Source organism: Nitrosomonas sp. ANs5 (genome assembly GCF_050584665.1).
GTDB lineage: Bacteria > Pseudomonadota > Gammaproteobacteria > Burkholderiales > Nitrosomonadaceae > Nitrosomonas.
On record NZ_JBEUDO010000006.1, the window covers coordinates 1 to 17,587 of the forward strand.

General features: G+C 51.6%; 15 protein-coding genes. 5 read left to right on the forward strand and 10 right to left on the reverse strand.

All coding sequences use genetic code 11. The annotated features are described in order from the left end of the window. The first annotated feature begins 684 nt into the window (after nucleotides 1-684). Nucleotides 685-1,533, forward strand: a complete 849-nt coding sequence (rpoH, locus tag ABTW62_RS02570) for an RNA polymerase sigma factor RpoH (RefSeq protein ID WP_430903013.1) — start codon at nucleotides 685-687, stop codon at nucleotides 1,531-1,533. An 80-nt stretch (nucleotides 1,534-1,613) separates the two neighbouring features. Here the strand turns inward: rpoH and ABTW62_RS02575 are convergent, their stop codons facing one another. The 4 genes from ABTW62_RS02575 to ABTW62_RS02590 form a co-directional block, all read right to left on the reverse strand. After that, on the reverse strand, nucleotides 1,614-2,261 hold the full coding sequence (locus ABTW62_RS02575) for a hypothetical protein (RefSeq protein WP_430903014.1): 648 nt from the start codon (nucleotides 2,259-2,261) through the stop codon (nucleotides 1,614-1,616). 218 nt (nucleotides 2,262-2,479) lie between these two features. After that, complete coding sequence (locus tag ABTW62_RS02580; protein WP_430903015.1) at nucleotides 2,480-3,304, reverse strand: hypothetical protein; 825 nt, start codon at nucleotides 3,302-3,304, stop codon at nucleotides 2,480-2,482. A gap of 88 nt (nucleotides 3,305-3,392) precedes the next feature. Further along, the gene (locus ABTW62_RS02585) at nucleotides 3,393-4,691 is read right to left on the reverse strand and encodes a dockerin type I domain-containing protein (RefSeq protein WP_430903016.1); all 1,299 of its coding nucleotides are present in this window, start codon (nucleotides 4,689-4,691) and stop codon (nucleotides 3,393-3,395) included. 41 nt (nucleotides 4,692-4,732) lie between these two features. Beyond that, a complete protein-coding gene (locus ABTW62_RS02590; RefSeq protein ID WP_430903017.1) occupies nucleotides 4,733-7,033 on the reverse strand; it encodes a TonB-dependent receptor in 2,301 nt (766 codons plus the stop codon). A gap of 469 nt (nucleotides 7,034-7,502) precedes the next feature. Here ABTW62_RS02590 and ABTW62_RS02595 point away from each other — a divergent pair, with 469 nt between their 5' ends. Next, entirely contained in the window at nucleotides 7,503-8,660 is a 1,158-nt protein-coding gene (locus tag ABTW62_RS02595) for an HD-GYP domain-containing protein (RefSeq protein WP_430903018.1), read from the forward strand. A gap of 90 nt (nucleotides 8,661-8,750) precedes the next feature. Here ABTW62_RS02595 and ABTW62_RS02600 read toward each other — a convergent pair whose 3' ends face one another. The 3 genes from ABTW62_RS02600 to ABTW62_RS02610 form a co-directional block, all read right to left on the reverse strand. Continuing rightward, nucleotides 8,751-9,338, reverse strand: coding sequence for an NAD(P)H-dependent oxidoreductase (locus tag ABTW62_RS02600; RefSeq protein ID WP_430903019.1), 588 nt, complete (start codon nucleotides 9,336-9,338; stop codon nucleotides 8,751-8,753). Between the two features lie 184 nt (nucleotides 9,339-9,522). After that, a complete protein-coding gene (locus ABTW62_RS02605; RefSeq protein WP_430903020.1) occupies nucleotides 9,523-11,073 on the reverse strand; it encodes a GTPase family protein in 1,551 nt (516 codons plus the stop codon). Continuing rightward, the gene (locus ABTW62_RS02610; RefSeq protein ID WP_430903021.1) at nucleotides 11,070-12,386 is read right to left on the reverse strand and encodes a YcjF family protein; all 1,317 of its coding nucleotides are present in this window, start codon (nucleotides 12,384-12,386) and stop codon (nucleotides 11,070-11,072) included. The genes ABTW62_RS02605 and ABTW62_RS02610 overlap by 4 nt, the downstream gene beginning before the upstream one ends. Before the next feature lie 601 nt (nucleotides 12,387-12,987). On the opposite strand from ABTW62_RS02610, the gene ABTW62_RS02615 reads away from it, so the two are divergent. From ABTW62_RS02615 to ABTW62_RS02625, 3 genes are all read left to right on the forward strand, one after another. Further along, the gene (locus tag ABTW62_RS02615; RefSeq protein WP_430903022.1) at nucleotides 12,988-14,928 is read left to right on the forward strand and encodes an ATP-binding cassette domain-containing protein; all 1,941 of its coding nucleotides are present in this window, start codon (nucleotides 12,988-12,990) and stop codon (nucleotides 14,926-14,928) included. Between the two features lie 98 nt (nucleotides 14,929-15,026). Next, complete coding sequence (locus ABTW62_RS02620) at nucleotides 15,027-15,362, forward strand: c-type cytochrome (RefSeq protein WP_430903023.1); 336 nt, start codon at nucleotides 15,027-15,029, stop codon at nucleotides 15,360-15,362. A 29-nt stretch (nucleotides 15,363-15,391) separates the two neighbouring features. Further along, nucleotides 15,392-15,718: a c-type cytochrome gene (locus ABTW62_RS02625; protein WP_430903024.1), complete on the forward strand. Its 327-nt coding sequence runs from the start codon at nucleotides 15,392-15,394 to the stop codon at nucleotides 15,716-15,718. Nucleotides 15,719-15,803: 85 nt separating this feature from the next. Here ABTW62_RS02625 and ABTW62_RS02630 read toward each other — a convergent pair whose 3' ends face one another. From ABTW62_RS02630 to ABTW62_RS02640, 3 genes are read right to left on the reverse strand one after another with little or no spacing between them, the layout of a single operon-like run. Next, entirely contained in the window at nucleotides 15,804-16,235 is a 432-nt protein-coding gene (locus ABTW62_RS02630) for a DUF1841 family protein (RefSeq protein ID WP_430903084.1), read from the reverse strand. Then, nucleotides 16,235-16,903, reverse strand: a complete 669-nt coding sequence (nth, locus tag ABTW62_RS02635) for an endonuclease III (RefSeq protein ID WP_430903025.1) — start codon at nucleotides 16,901-16,903, stop codon at nucleotides 16,235-16,237. Before nth ends, ABTW62_RS02630 begins: the two co-directional genes overlap by 1 nt. An 18-nt stretch (nucleotides 16,904-16,921) precedes the next feature. After that, a complete protein-coding gene (locus ABTW62_RS02640) occupies nucleotides 16,922-17,584 on the reverse strand; it encodes an RnfABCDGE type electron transport complex subunit B (RefSeq protein ID WP_430903026.1) in 663 nt (220 codons plus the stop codon). Nucleotides 17,585-17,587: the final 3 nt, after the last annotated feature.

Below are 17,587 nucleotides of genomic sequence, written 5' to 3' on the forward strand. Positions count from 1 at the left end.
CGGGGACGAACCGATGCATGGTCGAGATACTGTGGCACCGCCGGGAAACCAGGCGGCAAACAGAGAAAACAAACTTCAGCCTAACCGTCGGCAAGGAACCGGCTTACTCTCCGGTCGCCAATCAAGAATCAAGAAAAACAAAGACAAGGTCTAGGAGGCTGTCCGAGAATAGCGATCATAGCGAGGGCGAGGCTGATTGGCCGGATTTTTCGATCATTTGAGGCGAATAGTCGTTCTATTTAACGAAAAGGATCGAAAAATCCGGCCAATCAGGCTCGTCTGCAGTAGATCAGTTTATTCTCGGACAGCCTCCTAGGGCGCATCATCAGTTGAGCCATATGACGGAAGCGGCGGGAGATAGATGGCTGCCTTGTGCTGGGATAACTGCATACTGCAATCCGCTTGGCTGAGGAAAACAGGTTGAATATTTCTGGGAGTGCCGGAATGCACGCAATGCATAGCATCTTGGCACATGCTTCTCAATCCTGCTTGGCAGAGCGAATAAAATTGTGCCATGTGATTCAGCTATCCGGCTGAGAATTGTTCACGGGCTTGCTTGGGAATGAATTTAATGAGGGGCTGGCGGTCAATAGATTGAGTTAGCACTCTCGCTCAATGAGTGCTAAAATTTGAGACAAATTTAATAACAGTATTATTAGCAGAGATCAAAGGAGGATCGATACGATGAATGATACTTTGGCTTTGCCGGCAGTAAATGGAGGAAACCTGGAAAATTATATCCATGCAGCCAATAGCTTTCCCATTTTAACCCGGGAAGAGGAAACATCCCTGGCGAAACGTATGCGGGAGGCGGGCGATATCAAGGCCGCTCACCAGCTGGTACTGTCTCATTTACGTGTCGTGATAGCCATTGCGCGAGGATATCTGGGTTACGGCCTGCCGCATGCGGATCTGATCCAGGAAGGCAATGTCGGATTGATGAAAGCGGTCAGGCGTTTTGACCCCGAGCGGGGCGTGCGTCTGATTTCATTCGCTATCCATTGGATCAAGGCAGAAATTCACGAATTTATCATGCGTAATTGGCGTTTGGTCAAAATAGCCACGACCAAGCATCAACGAAAACTTTTCTTCAATTTGCGCAGTATGAAAAAAGGTCTGGACACAATGAGCCAGGCTGAAGTGACTGCCGTCGCGGAGCAGCTGGGTGTCAAGGCTGAGGAAGTGATCGAGATGGAGACTCGGTTCAGTGGCCGGGATATTTCTCTGGAACCGCTGTCGGACAATGAAGATGAGGTTGGTGCCAGTCCCATTACCTATTTAACCGATGGTTCAGACCCCTCCAAAGTGTTGGAGCAGGAAGAGCTGGAGCAAATCACCCATGAACGGCTGAAGGATTCACTAGAGAATCTGGATGAGCGCAGCCGCCGTATCATCGAGGCGCGTTGGCTGCGAGAAGAGAAGAGCGCAACACTTCATGAGCTGGCCGATGAGTTTGGTGTGTCGGCCGAACGTGTGCGCCAGATCGAGGCCAAGGCGATGCAGAAAATGCGCGCGATGATCGTTTCTGGATAGGATCGGTAAGATCCTGTCCAATGAGTCAAGAACGATGGAATCCGTACGCCATACAGAATTCGTAATTCTTGTTTGAGTACCTACCGCTGGTGTGAGCAGGCAGACTGGCTAGAGAGGATCGACTGCAGAATCTGATGGATCAACAACCCAATGGAACAGGTCAGTAGTAGACTGGTCATCATCTGACTCATCCAGTGGCCTCCAAGCACGACGCGTGCCAATGTGCCTGCGATAAGCAGGAGAATGGCCGCAGTGGCTGCGGCCGACTGAACCCACCCGGTGCTTGGTGTTTTAACCATCAGAACGGGTGTAAAAATTGCCCCGTATACTAAAGCGAAGGTTGAAGGCAGTCCGGACGAGGTGCTGACAGACGCCACCTGAACGAATTCGGGCAATGGTCTTGGGACATAAATCAGTGCGCGCAAGGCCATATCGACTATTTTGGCAGCGAAGAAAGTGATCGCCACTGTTCCGGTCCCGTGCCAGCCAGCGCGTGTATAGGCTAACAGGCCGCCAAGAATCAGCGTCAGCCATACCAGCGGTTGCTTTGCCGTGCTGGTCATGATATGTGCCCAGGCCGGCTCGCTGCCGAACAGGCTTTGTAGCTCTTGTGTGAGAAGGATATCGCCCGGTAGCGGCCCCTGAATCAGGATGCAACTGGTTGCCAGTATGGTGCTGAGTGCTATCGTCAAGACTATTGGCAAAAAATTGAAATGACACAGTCTCATGTTTCAGTTCCAGTTGAGTGTATGCAATGCGTCCACCACGAATTCAGCGATAGTCACCCCCTCATGCAAGGGTGCGCTTGCGCACCATAAAATTGAATCGCAGTTGCCCTTTGATGGCAATTGTCCATCAAAGGGCAGGGCCGTCAGCTATCACATCTCTCAAGATACAAGCCCTTCATGATATCCGAGATCAATGTGCTAAACGGTATCGATATGGGCTATCGGTTATGTTCCGTTTCAGGAATTTCCTCGGCTGCAATGAGCTGGAATTGATTGTTGCCGATAAAGTTGAGTTTCGCTTTGTAATATTTCCCGAACGCTTTGACGCGCTGAATATTCAGTATCCCGTTGTCAGCCAATACTGAATTTTCATCGAGATCGGCTGCTGCAGAAGCTGCTTTTTCAAAACCCTCATGTTCCAGTCCGCGATTGAAAACGATGGCAATCGGGGAGGTTGCAATAGAAACGGAAACATCGCTGTTAGGCTGAGATTCAAACAATCTTAGCTGTATGCGGTATGCGCCAGTACTGCCGCCTTGTGCATTGGAAGCGTTGAGAATGGAAAAATCGATGTGCTCATGTAGACCTCCCGAGCTATCGATTTGTCCGATGATCGCAGGTATATCACTGACGTCATCAGCACCAAATTCGATGATATTACCCCGCGCATCGATGACTTCGATCCGTTCTCCATCTGGAACATGTGGAATCCACTCGCTTCCATTCCAGAAATGGAGTCGGCCGACAGGTTGGAAGCGCAACCAATTGCCTGGCGTGAATGCGCCTTTCGCGACATTGATATCCACCCCGGGATTGTTCGTTGCATAAGGACCCCCTCGCAGATCGCCGAAATCTGTTTCGAACAAATTGCTGTTCACAAATATCTCTGCTCCGATTCTCCAGGGTTGGATGTCGTTTTCGTGCAGATGATTTTCGTCACGATGGTGGTGATCATCATGATCATGATTTTCTTCTGCAACAGCGAGTGAGAAAAACAAACTGATCACCAAGGTGATCGACGAAATAATAACCCTTTTCAACATAATAAAATCCTCCCAAATTGTTTGAAATAATTGCTGGCTACCTCAATGAATGTTTTAGATTGCTGATATTCTCCTTTCTTTACGACGATTACTCAAAAACTGGATCAGTTTCTTCTAGGTGCTCAAGTTTGAATCTGGCATCTCCCATGTTGCGCAGTACTGCTTTATAGAATTTCTCTTGAACATAAATCAAAGGAATTTCCAGTATTCCATTTTCGGTGTTGTAGCGTGCCGGGGCCGCATAGCGAGGCCGGTCGAGTTGTACGGTATTCAGGACGAATACCGCCTCATCCTGATACTGCATCTGTGCACGGAAGTGCAGATCGTTTGCCTGGATATCGTTCAGGTTTAATATGCCGGTATGCCCGTCGAAGACCGTTGCCATATTCAGCGCCGTGGCGGGTTCGATAATCGGGCTCTTGCAAAGCCTGAGCGTGCAGAGCTCTTTGGCCAAGAAGGCATCATTGCGGTCGATGACCCCATCGCCATTGACATCGAATCGAATGTTATCCGGACGCAGGGGCTCGTTATTCTGTGCTGCCAGCAGAATCAGTGCGACATCAATTCGATCCACATAGCCATTCAAATCCACGTCGCCGGGGATGGATACAGGCGTGGCCGGAGGGAGCGGTGGCGGAGCGATGCTTGAAGAGTCGCCGATCAAGGCCAGCAAGGCGGCAGCAAAAGCATTTTCGTCCAAGCCGGCATTAAACAGGATTAAAAAAGGTTCTGAAGGGAAGTAACGGGCGTTGGAGGTGACCTGCATTTCAATCAGATAGGCACCAACCGGGCCGCCTATTTCACCTTGCTGATTTTCCAGGAAGAAGCTGAGATGCGTGTGGAGGACACCGTTATTATTGGTAATGTCGACGACTAATTCAGGATTGCCATGAATCCCGTCTGCGGCAAAAACAGTACTGCCATCCGTGCCGAAGCTGCCTTCGCTGAAGCAAAACAATTGCCCGGCACATTGGGAATAGTCGCTGATGACTTGGCTGCTTGCTTCCAGCCCGCCGAACAATTTGATTTGAAAGCCGTCAGGTGGGCTTCCCCAGGAGGAGAATGCTGGATGCCAGTATTTGAGTTTTCCCAGTGCACGATAGCTGATCAGCTCATTGGGTAGTAGCGCATTCCGGACTGATTGAAAGCCCGGGTTCCTGGTCCGAAAATCACCCCCGGAAAAATCCCGGAAATCAGCCAGAAAAATGAATTTACCTGTCGCCGCTTCTCTGGGCAAGGTTCCTGCCGGTAACTGAAGCGATTCTGCCAGCCGGCCAAGCTCACAGCCGACCACACCCGGTGTACGGCAGTAGCCCACAAACAATGCGTTGCCTTGCCCCCAGACTTCCACATCCAGGTGCGGGGCGGAGACCGCTTGATTAAACATCAGTGCCGCAACTAGCGAGAATAAGGCCGGATGTATCATGATTAGAAGGTTGCCCGTAATCCGAATACCAGGCTTCGACCGGGTTCGGGTGCAAAATTTCTTAAGAATGAAACCGCGCTGCGTATTTCTTCATTCAACAGATTGGTGCCTCTGACAAACAGCCAGAGATCTGCCCATTTCCCCAGCCCCATTTGATAATCCGCGCTTACAGTCAGTAGATGATAGCCTCGGGTGCGGGTTTCATTTTCACCCGGAAAATTTTGTGCTTCCGCTCGGGTGTAACGCAGGGCGGTATGCCATTTTGCATGACTGAATCCAAGCTCGGTACCGTAGCGCAAAGGTGGCAGGCGCGGAATATCGTCGCGCCCACCCTGCACAAAGCGGCCGCGAACGTAGTCGGAAAACAAAGTCAGCAGCACATCGCCTTGGGCAAGTCGGTAAAGCCTTGCTTCGAGCTCGGATTCATAACCGATGAATTCTGCATTGCGTTGATCATAGGCAAAAATTGATACGCATTCCGCCTGACTGACGCATCGCTGGCGAATGACTTCATTGTCAATTTCATAGACCAGACCGGTGTTGCGTTGGTAAATAAAATTATTGGACCGGTTGTAGTAGCCATTGACCCGCAGACTGAAGCGTTCCTTCTTCAGGTTGAAGCCTAAATCGATCATGTTCATGGTTTCATTGGTCAGTTGCACATTGCCGATATCAAAGCTGCGTGTGGACAAGTGAGGACCCAGCGACAATAGCTCCTGAATATCCGGCGAGCGCTTGCTGTGGTTGAACAGCAGCATGACGGAGGTGTCTTTCAGTGGAAGCCATTGCACGGAGGCGGAAGCTGATACGGCCCGGTACTTCATTTCGTCAGGCAATGGGATGGGTGGCAGGGCGCTGCCGCGTAGCGATAACTGGTTTGCCCTGGGATTTATCCGGGATTGCTCAAAGCGGAGACCGCTGCTAAAAATCCAGTTATCCCAGGCATATTGCTGCGTTGTATACAAGCCAAGTAAATTCTGCCGGGTTTCGGGAACAAAAGTTTCGACACCCAGAGCGGCAAAATCTCGGTTAATCCATTGCACGCCGACTGTGCCGGTCAAGCGCTGGAAAAAATTATGATCGATTTCAAACCGTCCTTCACCGACATCATTTTTGAATTGCGTAAAAGGCGTGCCGCCTTCGATTTCCGTGTGCTGATAATCTACCAATCCATAGCGAAAACCGATGCGTTCGATTCCCCGAATTGGCTCATACCACTCGCTTTTGAAATCGTAGCGCGTTTGCCGCATATTCATGCGGATACTGGGGAATAGCGCCTGTGGGCCAAAAATATCCTCGAATCCGGTTAAATCACTTAGCTGTGGGAGAATCAATTCCAAGCCATCCAGATGATTCGGATCCAGCCCATGACTGCCTTTGGGCACACCATAACGATTGTCCATATGACTGATCGACATGCCCGCCATGGCGCTCTCTCCCAGCCAGGATATTCCGGCAAATCCTCCGGTGCTTTTGCTATCGGTATTGGGAATCTTGCCTGTTACATTCTGTATATCCGTTAAGCCGAACTGTTGTTGTATAAAAGCTTCGTCGATGGGTTTGCCGGGAATCCGAGTGTCGCCCCGGTCACGCAAGAATCCACCCAGGCTCAATGCCAGCCATTCCTTGCCCAAATTCAATTTAAAGGCAGAGTTTGTGCCATGCCCATTGGTGTCATAGCGGCTTTCTATGGAACCGTCGATAAGATTCTGAGGGACGCGTTCTGGAATCCGGTAGTCTTTGACATCGACAATGCCCCCAATTGCATTGCCGCCGTACTTAATGGTTTCCGGCCCCCGAATGATGCTGATTTCTTCGGCAAATAACGGGTCAATTGCTACGGCATGATCCGGACTGAGACTGGTCGCGTCATGGCTGCCTATACCACTTTGCAGCATGCGCACTCGCGAACCGGTCAAGCCCCGAATTACGGGTACACCGACTCCGGGCCCGTAAGAAGCATTGCTGAGTCCCAATTCTTTGTCGAGGGTTGTTCCTAGCGTATCGCCTTGTTGCAAGCGCAATGACCGGCCTTTCAGAATGCTGGTGTTCGATTTGAGCGGCTGAGGAATCGCAGTCCCCATTATGGTCATGGGCTCAAGTGTCACGGCGGGTGTCTGATCAGCCGAATCAGACAGCACTACCCTGGGAGGGGTATCGCTGATTTCATCATCTGCCAAGGCATGATGAAATGTTCCGATGGCCAATAATATGCTTGTCGCTATTTGCCAATGCCGGAACCCTGCGAGGAGTGGCCGCTGAGGCTTGATTCTGAGAAATAGCGTTGGTAGACAATTATTCATAAGCATGTCGTTTTTACCGTATGTTATGTTATAACATAACTATATGCAAGCGTGCTATAACCTGATAGCGTGGCAGCAAGGGCCATGAAATACCTATCCCGCTGCATTCTGCCTTGCGCCATAGCTTAAAAGCCATAGTTGTCAGTCCTTCGTGTCATGGTGTTTCTGTGGATGCGCTTGCGCTTGAATTTGATACGTACGCATGCCTCGCGCATGGGATATATATGGATGTGGTGATCCCCGCGGTTGGCGTTGGGATTGAGACGCCAAAATTGTGGATTAACTGTGGATGGCCGGTCATGGTTGTTTTTTTCTATCATTTCGTGGTCTCGGAAGCACAAAAAATCTGGTAGGCTCATAACGTAATGGATCGAACACGATCATCACAAAAGTGGAGCCGGTATGCGTGCAGTGGCAGCAAGGTTTCCTCCCGCTCCGGTTAGTTACATGCTATTTCGAGTTTAATGCGATGCGATTACCCCAAGAAAATTTATTCCGCCACCAGGATACGCTTGCCCAGTTGCATGAAAACCGGCCGCTTTCTGATAAGCTGCGTGTCCTGCATCAACTGATCAGCGAGGATTTTCCGTTCATTGAGCGCTTGTCTATCGCGTTGCTGGACGAGGCAACCGGCATACTCAAGACTTATACACATAGTACTGCTGGCGGTACGACGCCCTTGATGGCCTATGAAGCTTTGCTCGATGATGCGCCTTCCCTGCGCGAAATTATCGAGAAGCGCCGTCCGCGCCTGGTGCAGGATCTCGCTATTTTCAGCGAGGGAGAACACTTGCATACGCAAAAGATCTGGGAAAAAGGCTATCGGGCCAGCTATACCATGCCGGTATATCAGAGCGGCACTTTTATCGGTTTTTTGTTTTTTAACTCCCCTGAAGCGCGTCCTTTCGTTCCGGCGGTGTTGCGTCAGCTGGATATTTACGGTCATTTGATCGCATTGGTTGTCATCAATGAGCTGACGGCAATCAGAACATTGCTTTCGGCCGTCAAGGCGGCACGCAGTATGACCCACTATCGTGATTTGGAAACTGGTTCGCATATCGATCGCACCGCACATTATGCGCGTCTGATTGCGCTCGAGCTTGCGCCCAGCTATCAGCTCACCGATGAACAGATCGAACATATTTTTCTGTTCTCTCCGTTGCATGATATTGGCAAGATAGGCATTCCGGACAGCATTTTGCGCAAACCGGGGAAACTGAATGATCAGGAATTCGAAATCATGAAAACGCACCCGACCCGGGGTAGGGAAATCATCGATGAAATCCTGCGAGACTTCAGTCTGGGTACCTTCGGGCATGTGGGTATTTTGCGCAATATTGCTGAATATCACCATGAGGCTATCGATGGCAGTGGTTATCCGAAGCAGTTGAAAGGGGACGAAATTCCCATCGAGGCCCGCATAAGTGCTGTGGCGGATATATTCGACGCTTTGACTTCGCGCCGTGTCTACAAGGAAGCCTGGTCTAATGAAGAGGCATTCAGCATGCTGCAGCGATTGGCGGACGATAAACTGGACCGAGATTGTGTCGAGGCCTTGCTTGGCAATGTGGAAAAGATCGTTGCGATTCAGCAACGATTCCGGGATCAAGAGGAACAATCATCCTGAAGCTGCAGGGTGGCCACTTTTCGCAGCTCTGGAACGAGATCGGTTGCTCATGGCGGTGTGGGCTCCTAGGGGCTGGTGTCGCATTCGAGATCATTTGCCCTGGACGCCGAGGGAACGTACCTTGTTGAGCCACCACTTTCGTTGCTTTTCGTTGAGCGTATCTACCCTCCCGATCAGGGTGTCCTTGATCGGCGCTATGCCGCAAAAACCGAGAATATTCCGCTTCAGGCCTTTCAGGCTGTGGGCGAAGAAATACCATCGATAGATGAAGGCAGGCATGCCCATGGTGAGGATGATCCGTGCACTTCTGCCAGCCAGCAATTTCTGCCATGGTCCGGATGCGGAAGTTTGATTGGCCGCAAACCCTGGCCTGAATACCTGCTCCAGAAAGGCCTTGAAATAGGCAGGCATCGTGCCAAGCCACAAGGGATAGATGAAAACCAGATGCCCCGCCTGTTGAATGATTCGCTGTGCGGCGCGAATCGATTCGGGAGGCACGCCATGATCAAAATCCTGCTTGGATCGTAGCACCGGGAAGGTGATGTGTGCTATTTCGATGATTGCCACCTTGTGACCGGCCGATTGGGCGCCCTGGGCATAGGCCGCTGCCAGTGCATGGCAGAAGTGACTGCCCTCGGGATCAGGATGCCCCTGGATGAGTGCGATCTGTTTGCTCATAGTGTGATGCCCCGGTAAGCGCGCAACCCAATGCGGGATGATTATGCTTTATACCCCTGAACTATTTTCGTCTGCAATGTGGCGCATGAAATGTACCCTGCACGAATGGAGCGGCAGCGATCATTGTGCGCAGGTTGCGTTGACACACCCTGCCTCATCCTGCTGGAGATGGGATAGAGGCCTATTATTCTTTGATTTTATCTGGCAGTTCCCACAAGAAACGGCCCGCATTACGCAGCTGGCGACGCAGCAGCGCCCAGTCGCTGGTACGTTTGTCCGCATCCAGGCAACGTAACAGCCTGACTCTGAGTGCGGTATCTTGCTCGGCCAGCATGGCTGCCCAGAATGCATCCTTGACATTGTAGACTTTTTCTTCCTTCAGGCAAACGGGTATGACCTGTGTGACGGGCACCGATAGATCCGCGGCGACCGCTGCGACGGCGGCCCGGATATTGGTAGCTTTGACGTTCAGCTGATCGGTCAGGTCATAGGGTGGTTGCCATTCATTGGCGGGCCGCAGCAGATCAATATGACTGACTGCAACCAGTAGTGGCGGTGGCCGCCGATTCAGACAGGCTGACTGGGCAGTACGGAGGGCGTCCAATGTGCGGCGTTCAATTTGTCGATCCGGCCGATTGGCTGGTGTCACCCACAAGATCAGGTCCGCTTCCAGCGCTGCTGTCTGCATTTGATGATCGTCATAAAACCCGCTGTCGCATCCAGGGCTATCGTATATCAATGCCTGCGTAAAACCATCGCGCTGGAGGAGAGCGGGCGACAATTCATATGTCGTATCCGGCAGGATATCTGTCGCGGCGATGAGTTTGCCGTACAGTGCATTGATCAGACTGGATTTGCCGGCATTGGTCCGGCCCAATACGAGTATATGCAATGGCTCTGCAAGCTTGTTTTCAGCCTGCCGGGCGCGTTCCAGATCGAGAGCCGATGTGAGAGGCGGCGTGGCGGCTGGCGTCTGCAGATCGGCGAACGCAAGGGGTTGGCGTCGACTGTACAAGTCGATGGCATAATAGCCAACTTTCCGTATATAAGCGCGCAGAAACCAGCGCTGAAATTCGCTGCGGGCCAGCGTAAAACTGCGTTCCCGAAATAATCGCCAGAATTCGCCAAACAGTGCGTTGACCGGATTGGCCACAATCCTGCCGGCACGATAAACGTTGTACGCTTTCTCCGCCTTGGTTTTCCAACGTTTTGCCCGTATCAGGTCTCCAAGCGTCAGTCGATCGCTAAAAGGGATATTTTCTGTGACATCCCGGCGTAAATCACGGCTGGCCTGCTCGATGATCAGGAGTGTGTGCGGCACAGTCAGTTCTAGTAAAGGGCGCTCGGCATCCGGGAAATAGCATCGGGAAACGGTATGGAGCGTACGTTTGCCCAATTCGATGATCCAGTCGGTATGGTCCAGGGGCCAATCCTGCGGGTCGCAGCTATCTGCCAATGCTTCGACTTCCTGCCAGACATCAGCGGCACGTGGCGGCCAATCCGGATTGGGTTCGGTAAACAGTTCGTTCAGCAATTTGCGGCGGCGTTGTGCCGACCAGATTTGCAAGCCATACGCAAGCCCTCCACAAACGACCATGACGATCAGCCAGGTAACGAGATGGTCTGTTTGCCATAGCCAGAGCATGCCGAACCCGAACAAGGCGAGCGTAGGCAATCCTAGCAAAGCCAGGGCAACGAATTGCAGCGGGTCGACACGGTTTAGCAATGTTTTCATTTTGATTGGCCGCGCAATCTTTCATTCATCAGTGTGCGGCCCTTTTCGAGTGACTCGGCATAGATGCGCCGCATGACTGCGGGGTCGACATTCAGGCCCTGTTTGCGCTGATTGAAAAAATAAATGGATGCCTTGCCCAGTGCATAAGTGGTCGCTCCACCTGCGCTGGCGCCCCATACGGCACCGGCAGTCTGTCCCAGGATGGGAATCAGTTTGGTTACGGTACGTCCTATGAATCTGGTCAGGTAACTGGTGGCGATGCCGGTTCCCAGCAGGCCAAGAAACTCCGACACGGTGCGAGTATCCCAGCGTTGCGCATACAGTGCCGCGAGGCTGTGTAACAGTTTGGCCTGGACAGCCGTGACGGCCACCAGATCCACTGCCGGCAGGGCGCCGAGTCCGGCGGCGGTCAACGCATAACCGACAATATGTTGATGCGCGGTGCGGGCATACAGGTCACGGACAGTTTGTTCCTCACTTAGTTGGTGCTGCAATCCGAGCGGCAACAGTGATTCGATCGCTTGCCATAATCCTTCCAGGCCGTAATCGCCGGGTTCAAATCCGTCTTCGGGCAAGGTCAGGTCAACGGCTATCCAATGGATGGGGGCGAACCCGGGCAGCATGTTCGCGGCGGCGCGCTGGGCAAGCAAGGCACGTCTTAATTCGGCCGGTAGTGTCTCAGGCCAGGGTTCATGACCATAGGGCCAGGGAAGCATGTGTTTGCCAGCGGCTGGATAAAGCTCGTGCAGGCCGGTCTGGACCATGAGTAGCGGCCATTCCGGGTGTTGTAGACGGATATCGTGCAGAACATCGAACAAGACTTCCTGGCGTAAATCGGCCGCTTTCATCACGGCCAGCAGTAAGTGTGCCTGAGAAGCGCAAAAGTGGATGTCATCGGCTGGATCATAGTCAACTTCACCCAGTCCGCGGGTATCAAGGAAACGGACAATCGGCATTTCACTGGGAAAATCGTAGAACCGGGAATGGCGGGTGCAGGGCTGAAAGCCGTTGCCTATTTGTGCTGTTTCGCTGCCTGTCAATGAGCGAATGATGGATGTTTTGCCAGCCTGTGTTTTTCCCAGCAGCCAGAGTACCGGCACTGGAACATTCTCTCGCGCTGTACGCAGAGAAGTCTCCAGGGCAGCTTCATCGATCTTGGGGTCGAGCAGCAGAGACTGGAGTTTTTTCCAGTAATCTTGCCAGTTCTTGAAGTAGTCGGAATTCATCATCGTAATTTCTTCGGCTGGATCAGATGTGATAGATGTCGAGGCGCTGGTGAGGCCAAGTAGGATTTTATCCTGCAAGCCAGCCATGCCATTTTCGGCTGTCGCCGTCTCCCGGGATAAGCAGCCGGTATGGTATATTTGGTTTATATATGATCATACGTCAGCCATCCCGTATAATCCAATCTCTTGAATTTTCATATGCTAGACAGGTTCCATGGTCCTGGCGTTTCAATTGGACTTGCCGGCATGTATCATGTTCATTCGGCTTTTCCTGTTTCAATCGAAGCATGAGGTTTGTGCCAGACGCAGACAGCGGATTATCCAGGATTGTTAGGCCAGCCCGATTCCGCTATGTTGAATCGAATGCCGTATGTGATGTCATATAATAATTTGCCTCTGTGCAATTTTCAGCAGGGCGCATGAAGCTTGAGATCATCCCACGTCGGTTTTCTGGCGCGTCAACGCACCCTGCGCTCGATGGTTATTGCTACTGCATGCGAGTAGGACGCATTTCATGCACCGCACTGAAACTGAAAATAGTTCACAGGACGTATATAAACAACAAAGCGCTGCCAAATGGATCCAGTTGAAGTATATGTATATGGATACAACCAATGGCAGCCGGATTATGCGGCCGTCATTCCGCGTCCGGGCCAGGGTTACCTTAATTGATTGAACTGTTTTTTCTATGCCACTTATTACCCTTGAGAATGCCTGTTTAGCTTTTGGCCACCATGCCTTGCTCGATCATATCGCATTGCAGCTTGATTCCGGCGAGCGCGTAGGGCTGATCGGCCGCAATGGAAGCGGCAAGTCGAGTTTGTTGCGCGCCCTGGCCGGGGAAATCAAACTGGATGATGGCCAGTTATGGGTGGCACCTGGTATGAATGTGGCTTATGTCCCGCAAGAACCGGTATTGGATGAGACGCAATCAGTATTCGGGGAGGTTTCACGGGGACTGGGTGCGCTGGCTCAGACATTGCTTGATTATCACGCAGTTTCACATGCCTTGGGCGAGGCGGATGCAGATACCGAGGCGTTGTTGGTGCGCATGCAGAATCTGCAGGGCGTCCTGGAAGCACAGGATGGCTGGCTCATTCATAACAAGGTACAAACGGCAATCAACCGGCTCGGTCTGGCCGAAGATGCAATCATCGGAACGTTGTCGGGGGGTGCACGCAAGCGGGTCGCGCTTGCGCGAGCTATGGTTGTATCGCCAGACATATTGTTGCTGGATGAGCCGACCAACCATTTGGATTTTTCCTCTATCGAATGGCTGGAGGAGATGCTGCGCGATTTTTCCGGCACCGTCATTTTCATTACGCACGACCGGCGGTTTCTGGACAATGTGGCTATCCGCATTATCGAACTCGATCGCGGTGATCTGAAGAGCTTTCCCGGGAATTTTTCTGCCTATCAACAGAAGAAAGCTGAAATACTGGAAACTGAAGCGATTCATAATAAGAAATTCGATAAGTTTTTAAACCAGGAAGAGGTCTGGATACGCAAAGGCGTTCAGGCCCGGCGAACCCGGAACGAAGGCCGGGTAAGAAGGCTGGACGCACTGCGGAAAGCGCGCGCTACTCGGCGTGAGCGTGTCGGTGAGGTCAGTTTCAAGGTGGAAGTCGGTGAGCGTTCGGGGCAATTGGTGGCAGAATTGGCACATGTTGCCAAAAGTTTTAATGGCAAACCGGTTGTCCGAGATTTTTCCTGCCGGATTATGCGTGGAGATCGGATCGGATTGCTGGGCCCAAACGGTGCCGGTAAATCCACCTTGCTCAAGCTTATTCTGGGAGAGCTTCAGCCGGATGCCGGCACCATTCGATTGGGAACCAAGCTATCGGTTGCCTATTTTGATCAGATGCGCACGCAACTGGACGATGAGCTGACCTTGGTTGAAGCCATTAGCCAGGGCTCGGATTTCATTGAGATCGATGGAGAACAGAAGCATGTTATCAGCTATCTGGGGGATTTTCTGTTCTCGCCCCAACGCGCCCGTTCGCCTGTGAAGTCGCTTTCTGGCGGCGAACGCAACCGCTTGCTGCTGGCGCGATTATTTACACGGCCGGCTAATGTGCTGGTTCTGGATGAGCCCACTAACGATCTCGATATTGAAACCCTCGAATTACTGGAATCCTTGCTACAGGACTACAGCGGTACATTATTTCTGGTCAGTCATGATCGGGCCTTCCTCGATAACGTCGTCACGCAAGTCATTGCATTCGAAGGGGAGGGGGTTCTGAGCGAATATATTGGCGGCTATCAGGAGTGGTCGCAGTTCAAATCTGCTGCGCAGTCGTTGGAAAAGCGTGAACGGAGCTCGCTCAAACCAGCCGCCAAGCCGGTAAGCAACAGGAAAAGCGGAGCGAATGATGAGGTGAAATTAACTTATCTGGAAAAACGCGAACTCGAAGCTTTGCCCGAGAAAATTGATGCGTTGGAGCGAGAGCAGACGCTGATCGGCCAGCGTTTGAGCGATCCCGAAATTTATCAGAATAACCATGATGAGGCTAAGGTCTTGCAAGCGCGGGCGGCTGCCCTGGAAACAGAGCTGTCGGCCCACTTCTCCCGCTGGGAAGCCCTGGAGAGCAAGCAATCGGTAGCCAAATTCACCTGCAATCAAAATTAATCAAGAATAATTTCCCTATACACAACAGGGAGATAGCCTGGTCATTCATTGACTAAACCAGATCCATCGTTTAAAGTTCCTGTTTTTTTGAGAGGAGGATGCACAAAGTGAAAAAGTCAGCAGCCGTTAAACTACTCGTTGCTTCTGGCATGATTCTGTCATTTTCAGGCATGACACAAGCTGCTGAGGATACTGATTCAGTCAAAAGCAAAATTGTTATGTGCCAAGGTTGCCATGGCATTGCAGACTACCGTACCGCATATCCGGTTGTTTACCATGTTCCAAAATTGGGTGGACAACATGCAGCTTATTTGGTCAAAGCGTTGAAGGATTATCGATCTGGTGAGCGCAGCCATCCGACTATGGTTGGCATTGCAGGAACGCTCTCCGATGAGGATATCGATGCACTAGCCGCTTATTATGCGGGCAATTGATCTTTCTTCTTAATGCAAGGATTATGAATATGAGAAACTATGTAGTGGCTGCGGTAAGTGGATTGGCATTAATTTTATCAGGGCAAGTGGTTGCAGCTGATGTGGAAGCAGGTAAAAGAAAGGCACAGGAAGTTTGTGCATCTTGCCATGGACTGGACGGCAACAGCCCGGCCCCGAATTTTCCTAAAATCGGTGGCCAGGCCAGAACCTATCTTGAGAAAGTATTGAATGACTACAAGAGCGGTGAGCGCAAAGATCCAATCATGGCTAGCATGGCCGCAAATCTGAGCAAGGAAGATATCGAAAACTTAGCTTTCTATTATTCCAGTCAGTCAGGTTTGTATGTGAAAAGATAAGCCAGGGTTTTTTCGGCAGTAGGCAGTATTGATTGCTGCTACACCTGGAGCGGAATGTACTTGAATGGTGAGTACATTCCGTTTTTTATTGATTGATCCGTTCATCCATGCAGTTCAGATAAAGCTGTGCATCCGGCGCCGATTGGTGACGCTGCGCTTGCCAGAGCATTTCCGCCAGACATTCCATGGTGTGATGCATCGCTGCATGTTCATCGCCTGTTTTTGCCCGGATTTGTTCGAATTTCTGACGAATGCCAGCCGGTTGATCGATCGCAAGTTGTTCCTTGATGGCCACATGCATGATCATGTGTAGAAAAGGATTGGTTTCTCCCATTTCGGGCAGAAAATCCTTATCGAGATAGTGTTCCCTATCCTGCAGCATGGCATGGTATTCCGGATGCTGCAGAATCACTTCCAGTGCGATAGTCTCCATACCCGAAAGTGGTTCTCCTGCGCGGTATTTGCGCCAGGTGTCGAAGAATAATTGCCGTGCCTGATCTCTGGAGGGATTGAACATCATGCCGCCGGAGGTGGAAGTGAATCAAAGTTTTGTGCCAAGTTTTTATCCTTAAACTCGCATAAATCAACAATCAGGCATCGATCGCACGCGGGCTTTCTTGCCTTGCAAACATAACGCCCATGCAGGATCAGCCAGTGATGTGCATCGTGCCGGAATTCGCTCGGTACGAGTTTAACCAGTTTTTGTTCAACGATCAGCACATTTTTGCCTGGTGCAATACCGGTCCGATTGGCGACCCGGAAAATATGAGTGTCGACAGCAATGGTCGGCTCGCCGAAAGCAGTATTCAGGATGACATTGGCTGTTTTCCGGCCAACCCCTGGTAGCTTCTCAAGTTCCGGACGGCTGCGGGGGACTTCACCCTGGTATTGCGCTATCAGCATCTGGCAAGTGGCCAGTATGTTTTTTGTTTTGGTTCGAAACAGCCCTATTCGCTGAACAAACTGACTGAGCCCGGCTTCCCCCAGGGTGAGGATTTTCTCGGGTGTGTCCGCGACTGGAAACAGTTTGCGGGTAGCCAGATTGACGCTCTTGTCGGTTGCCTGTGCCGAGAGAATGACTGCTACCAGTAATTGAAAGGGCGTCGTGTATTCAAGTTCGGTGGTCGGGTGGGGATTTGCGTTTCTGAAACGCGTGAAAATTTCATGGCGCTTGGCGGCGTTCATGCTGATTCTAATTGAAATCTATGCTTGAGGTTTTGTAAGATGGCCGGGAAGCTTCGCACGCGCACGCTCCATGGCCGCCTGAATGATGGCTTGCTTGGTAGCTCGCAGGTTGTTCTGGGAAGTTTGGGCAGCGCTTGCCGTTACCCGCTTCTGTTGCAATGCGTCCGCGCGCGTTTGCTGGTCGCGTGCCAGCCGCTGTAATCGGAAGTGATACCGCTCTCGTGCCCGGTCCGCCAATTGTTGCTGGATTTCAGGCGCTGCGGGCTCGCTGACTTCTTTCATGCTGATGCAATCCATCGGACAAGGGGCAATGCAGCGTTCACAGCCGGTGCATGCCTCAGACAGGACAGTATGCATTTGCTTGGCTGCGCCCACAATCGCGTCGACCGGGCAGGCGCGTGAACAAAAGGTGCAGCCGATACATTGCGCCTCGTCTATCACGGCAACCGCTTTGGGTTTGGGATGGCCATAAGTGGGGTCGAGTGGTTTGGGCGCAATATTTAAAATGGCTGCCAGCTTTTGTATGCCAGCGTTGTCACCCGGCGGACATTGGTTGATATCGGCACGACCTTCGGCAATGGCCGTCGCATAGGGCTTGCAGCCATCGAACCCGCATTGCCCGCATTGAGTTTGCGGCAGAACCGCATCAATCTGTTCGATGAGTGTGAATTTATCCAGCATAAA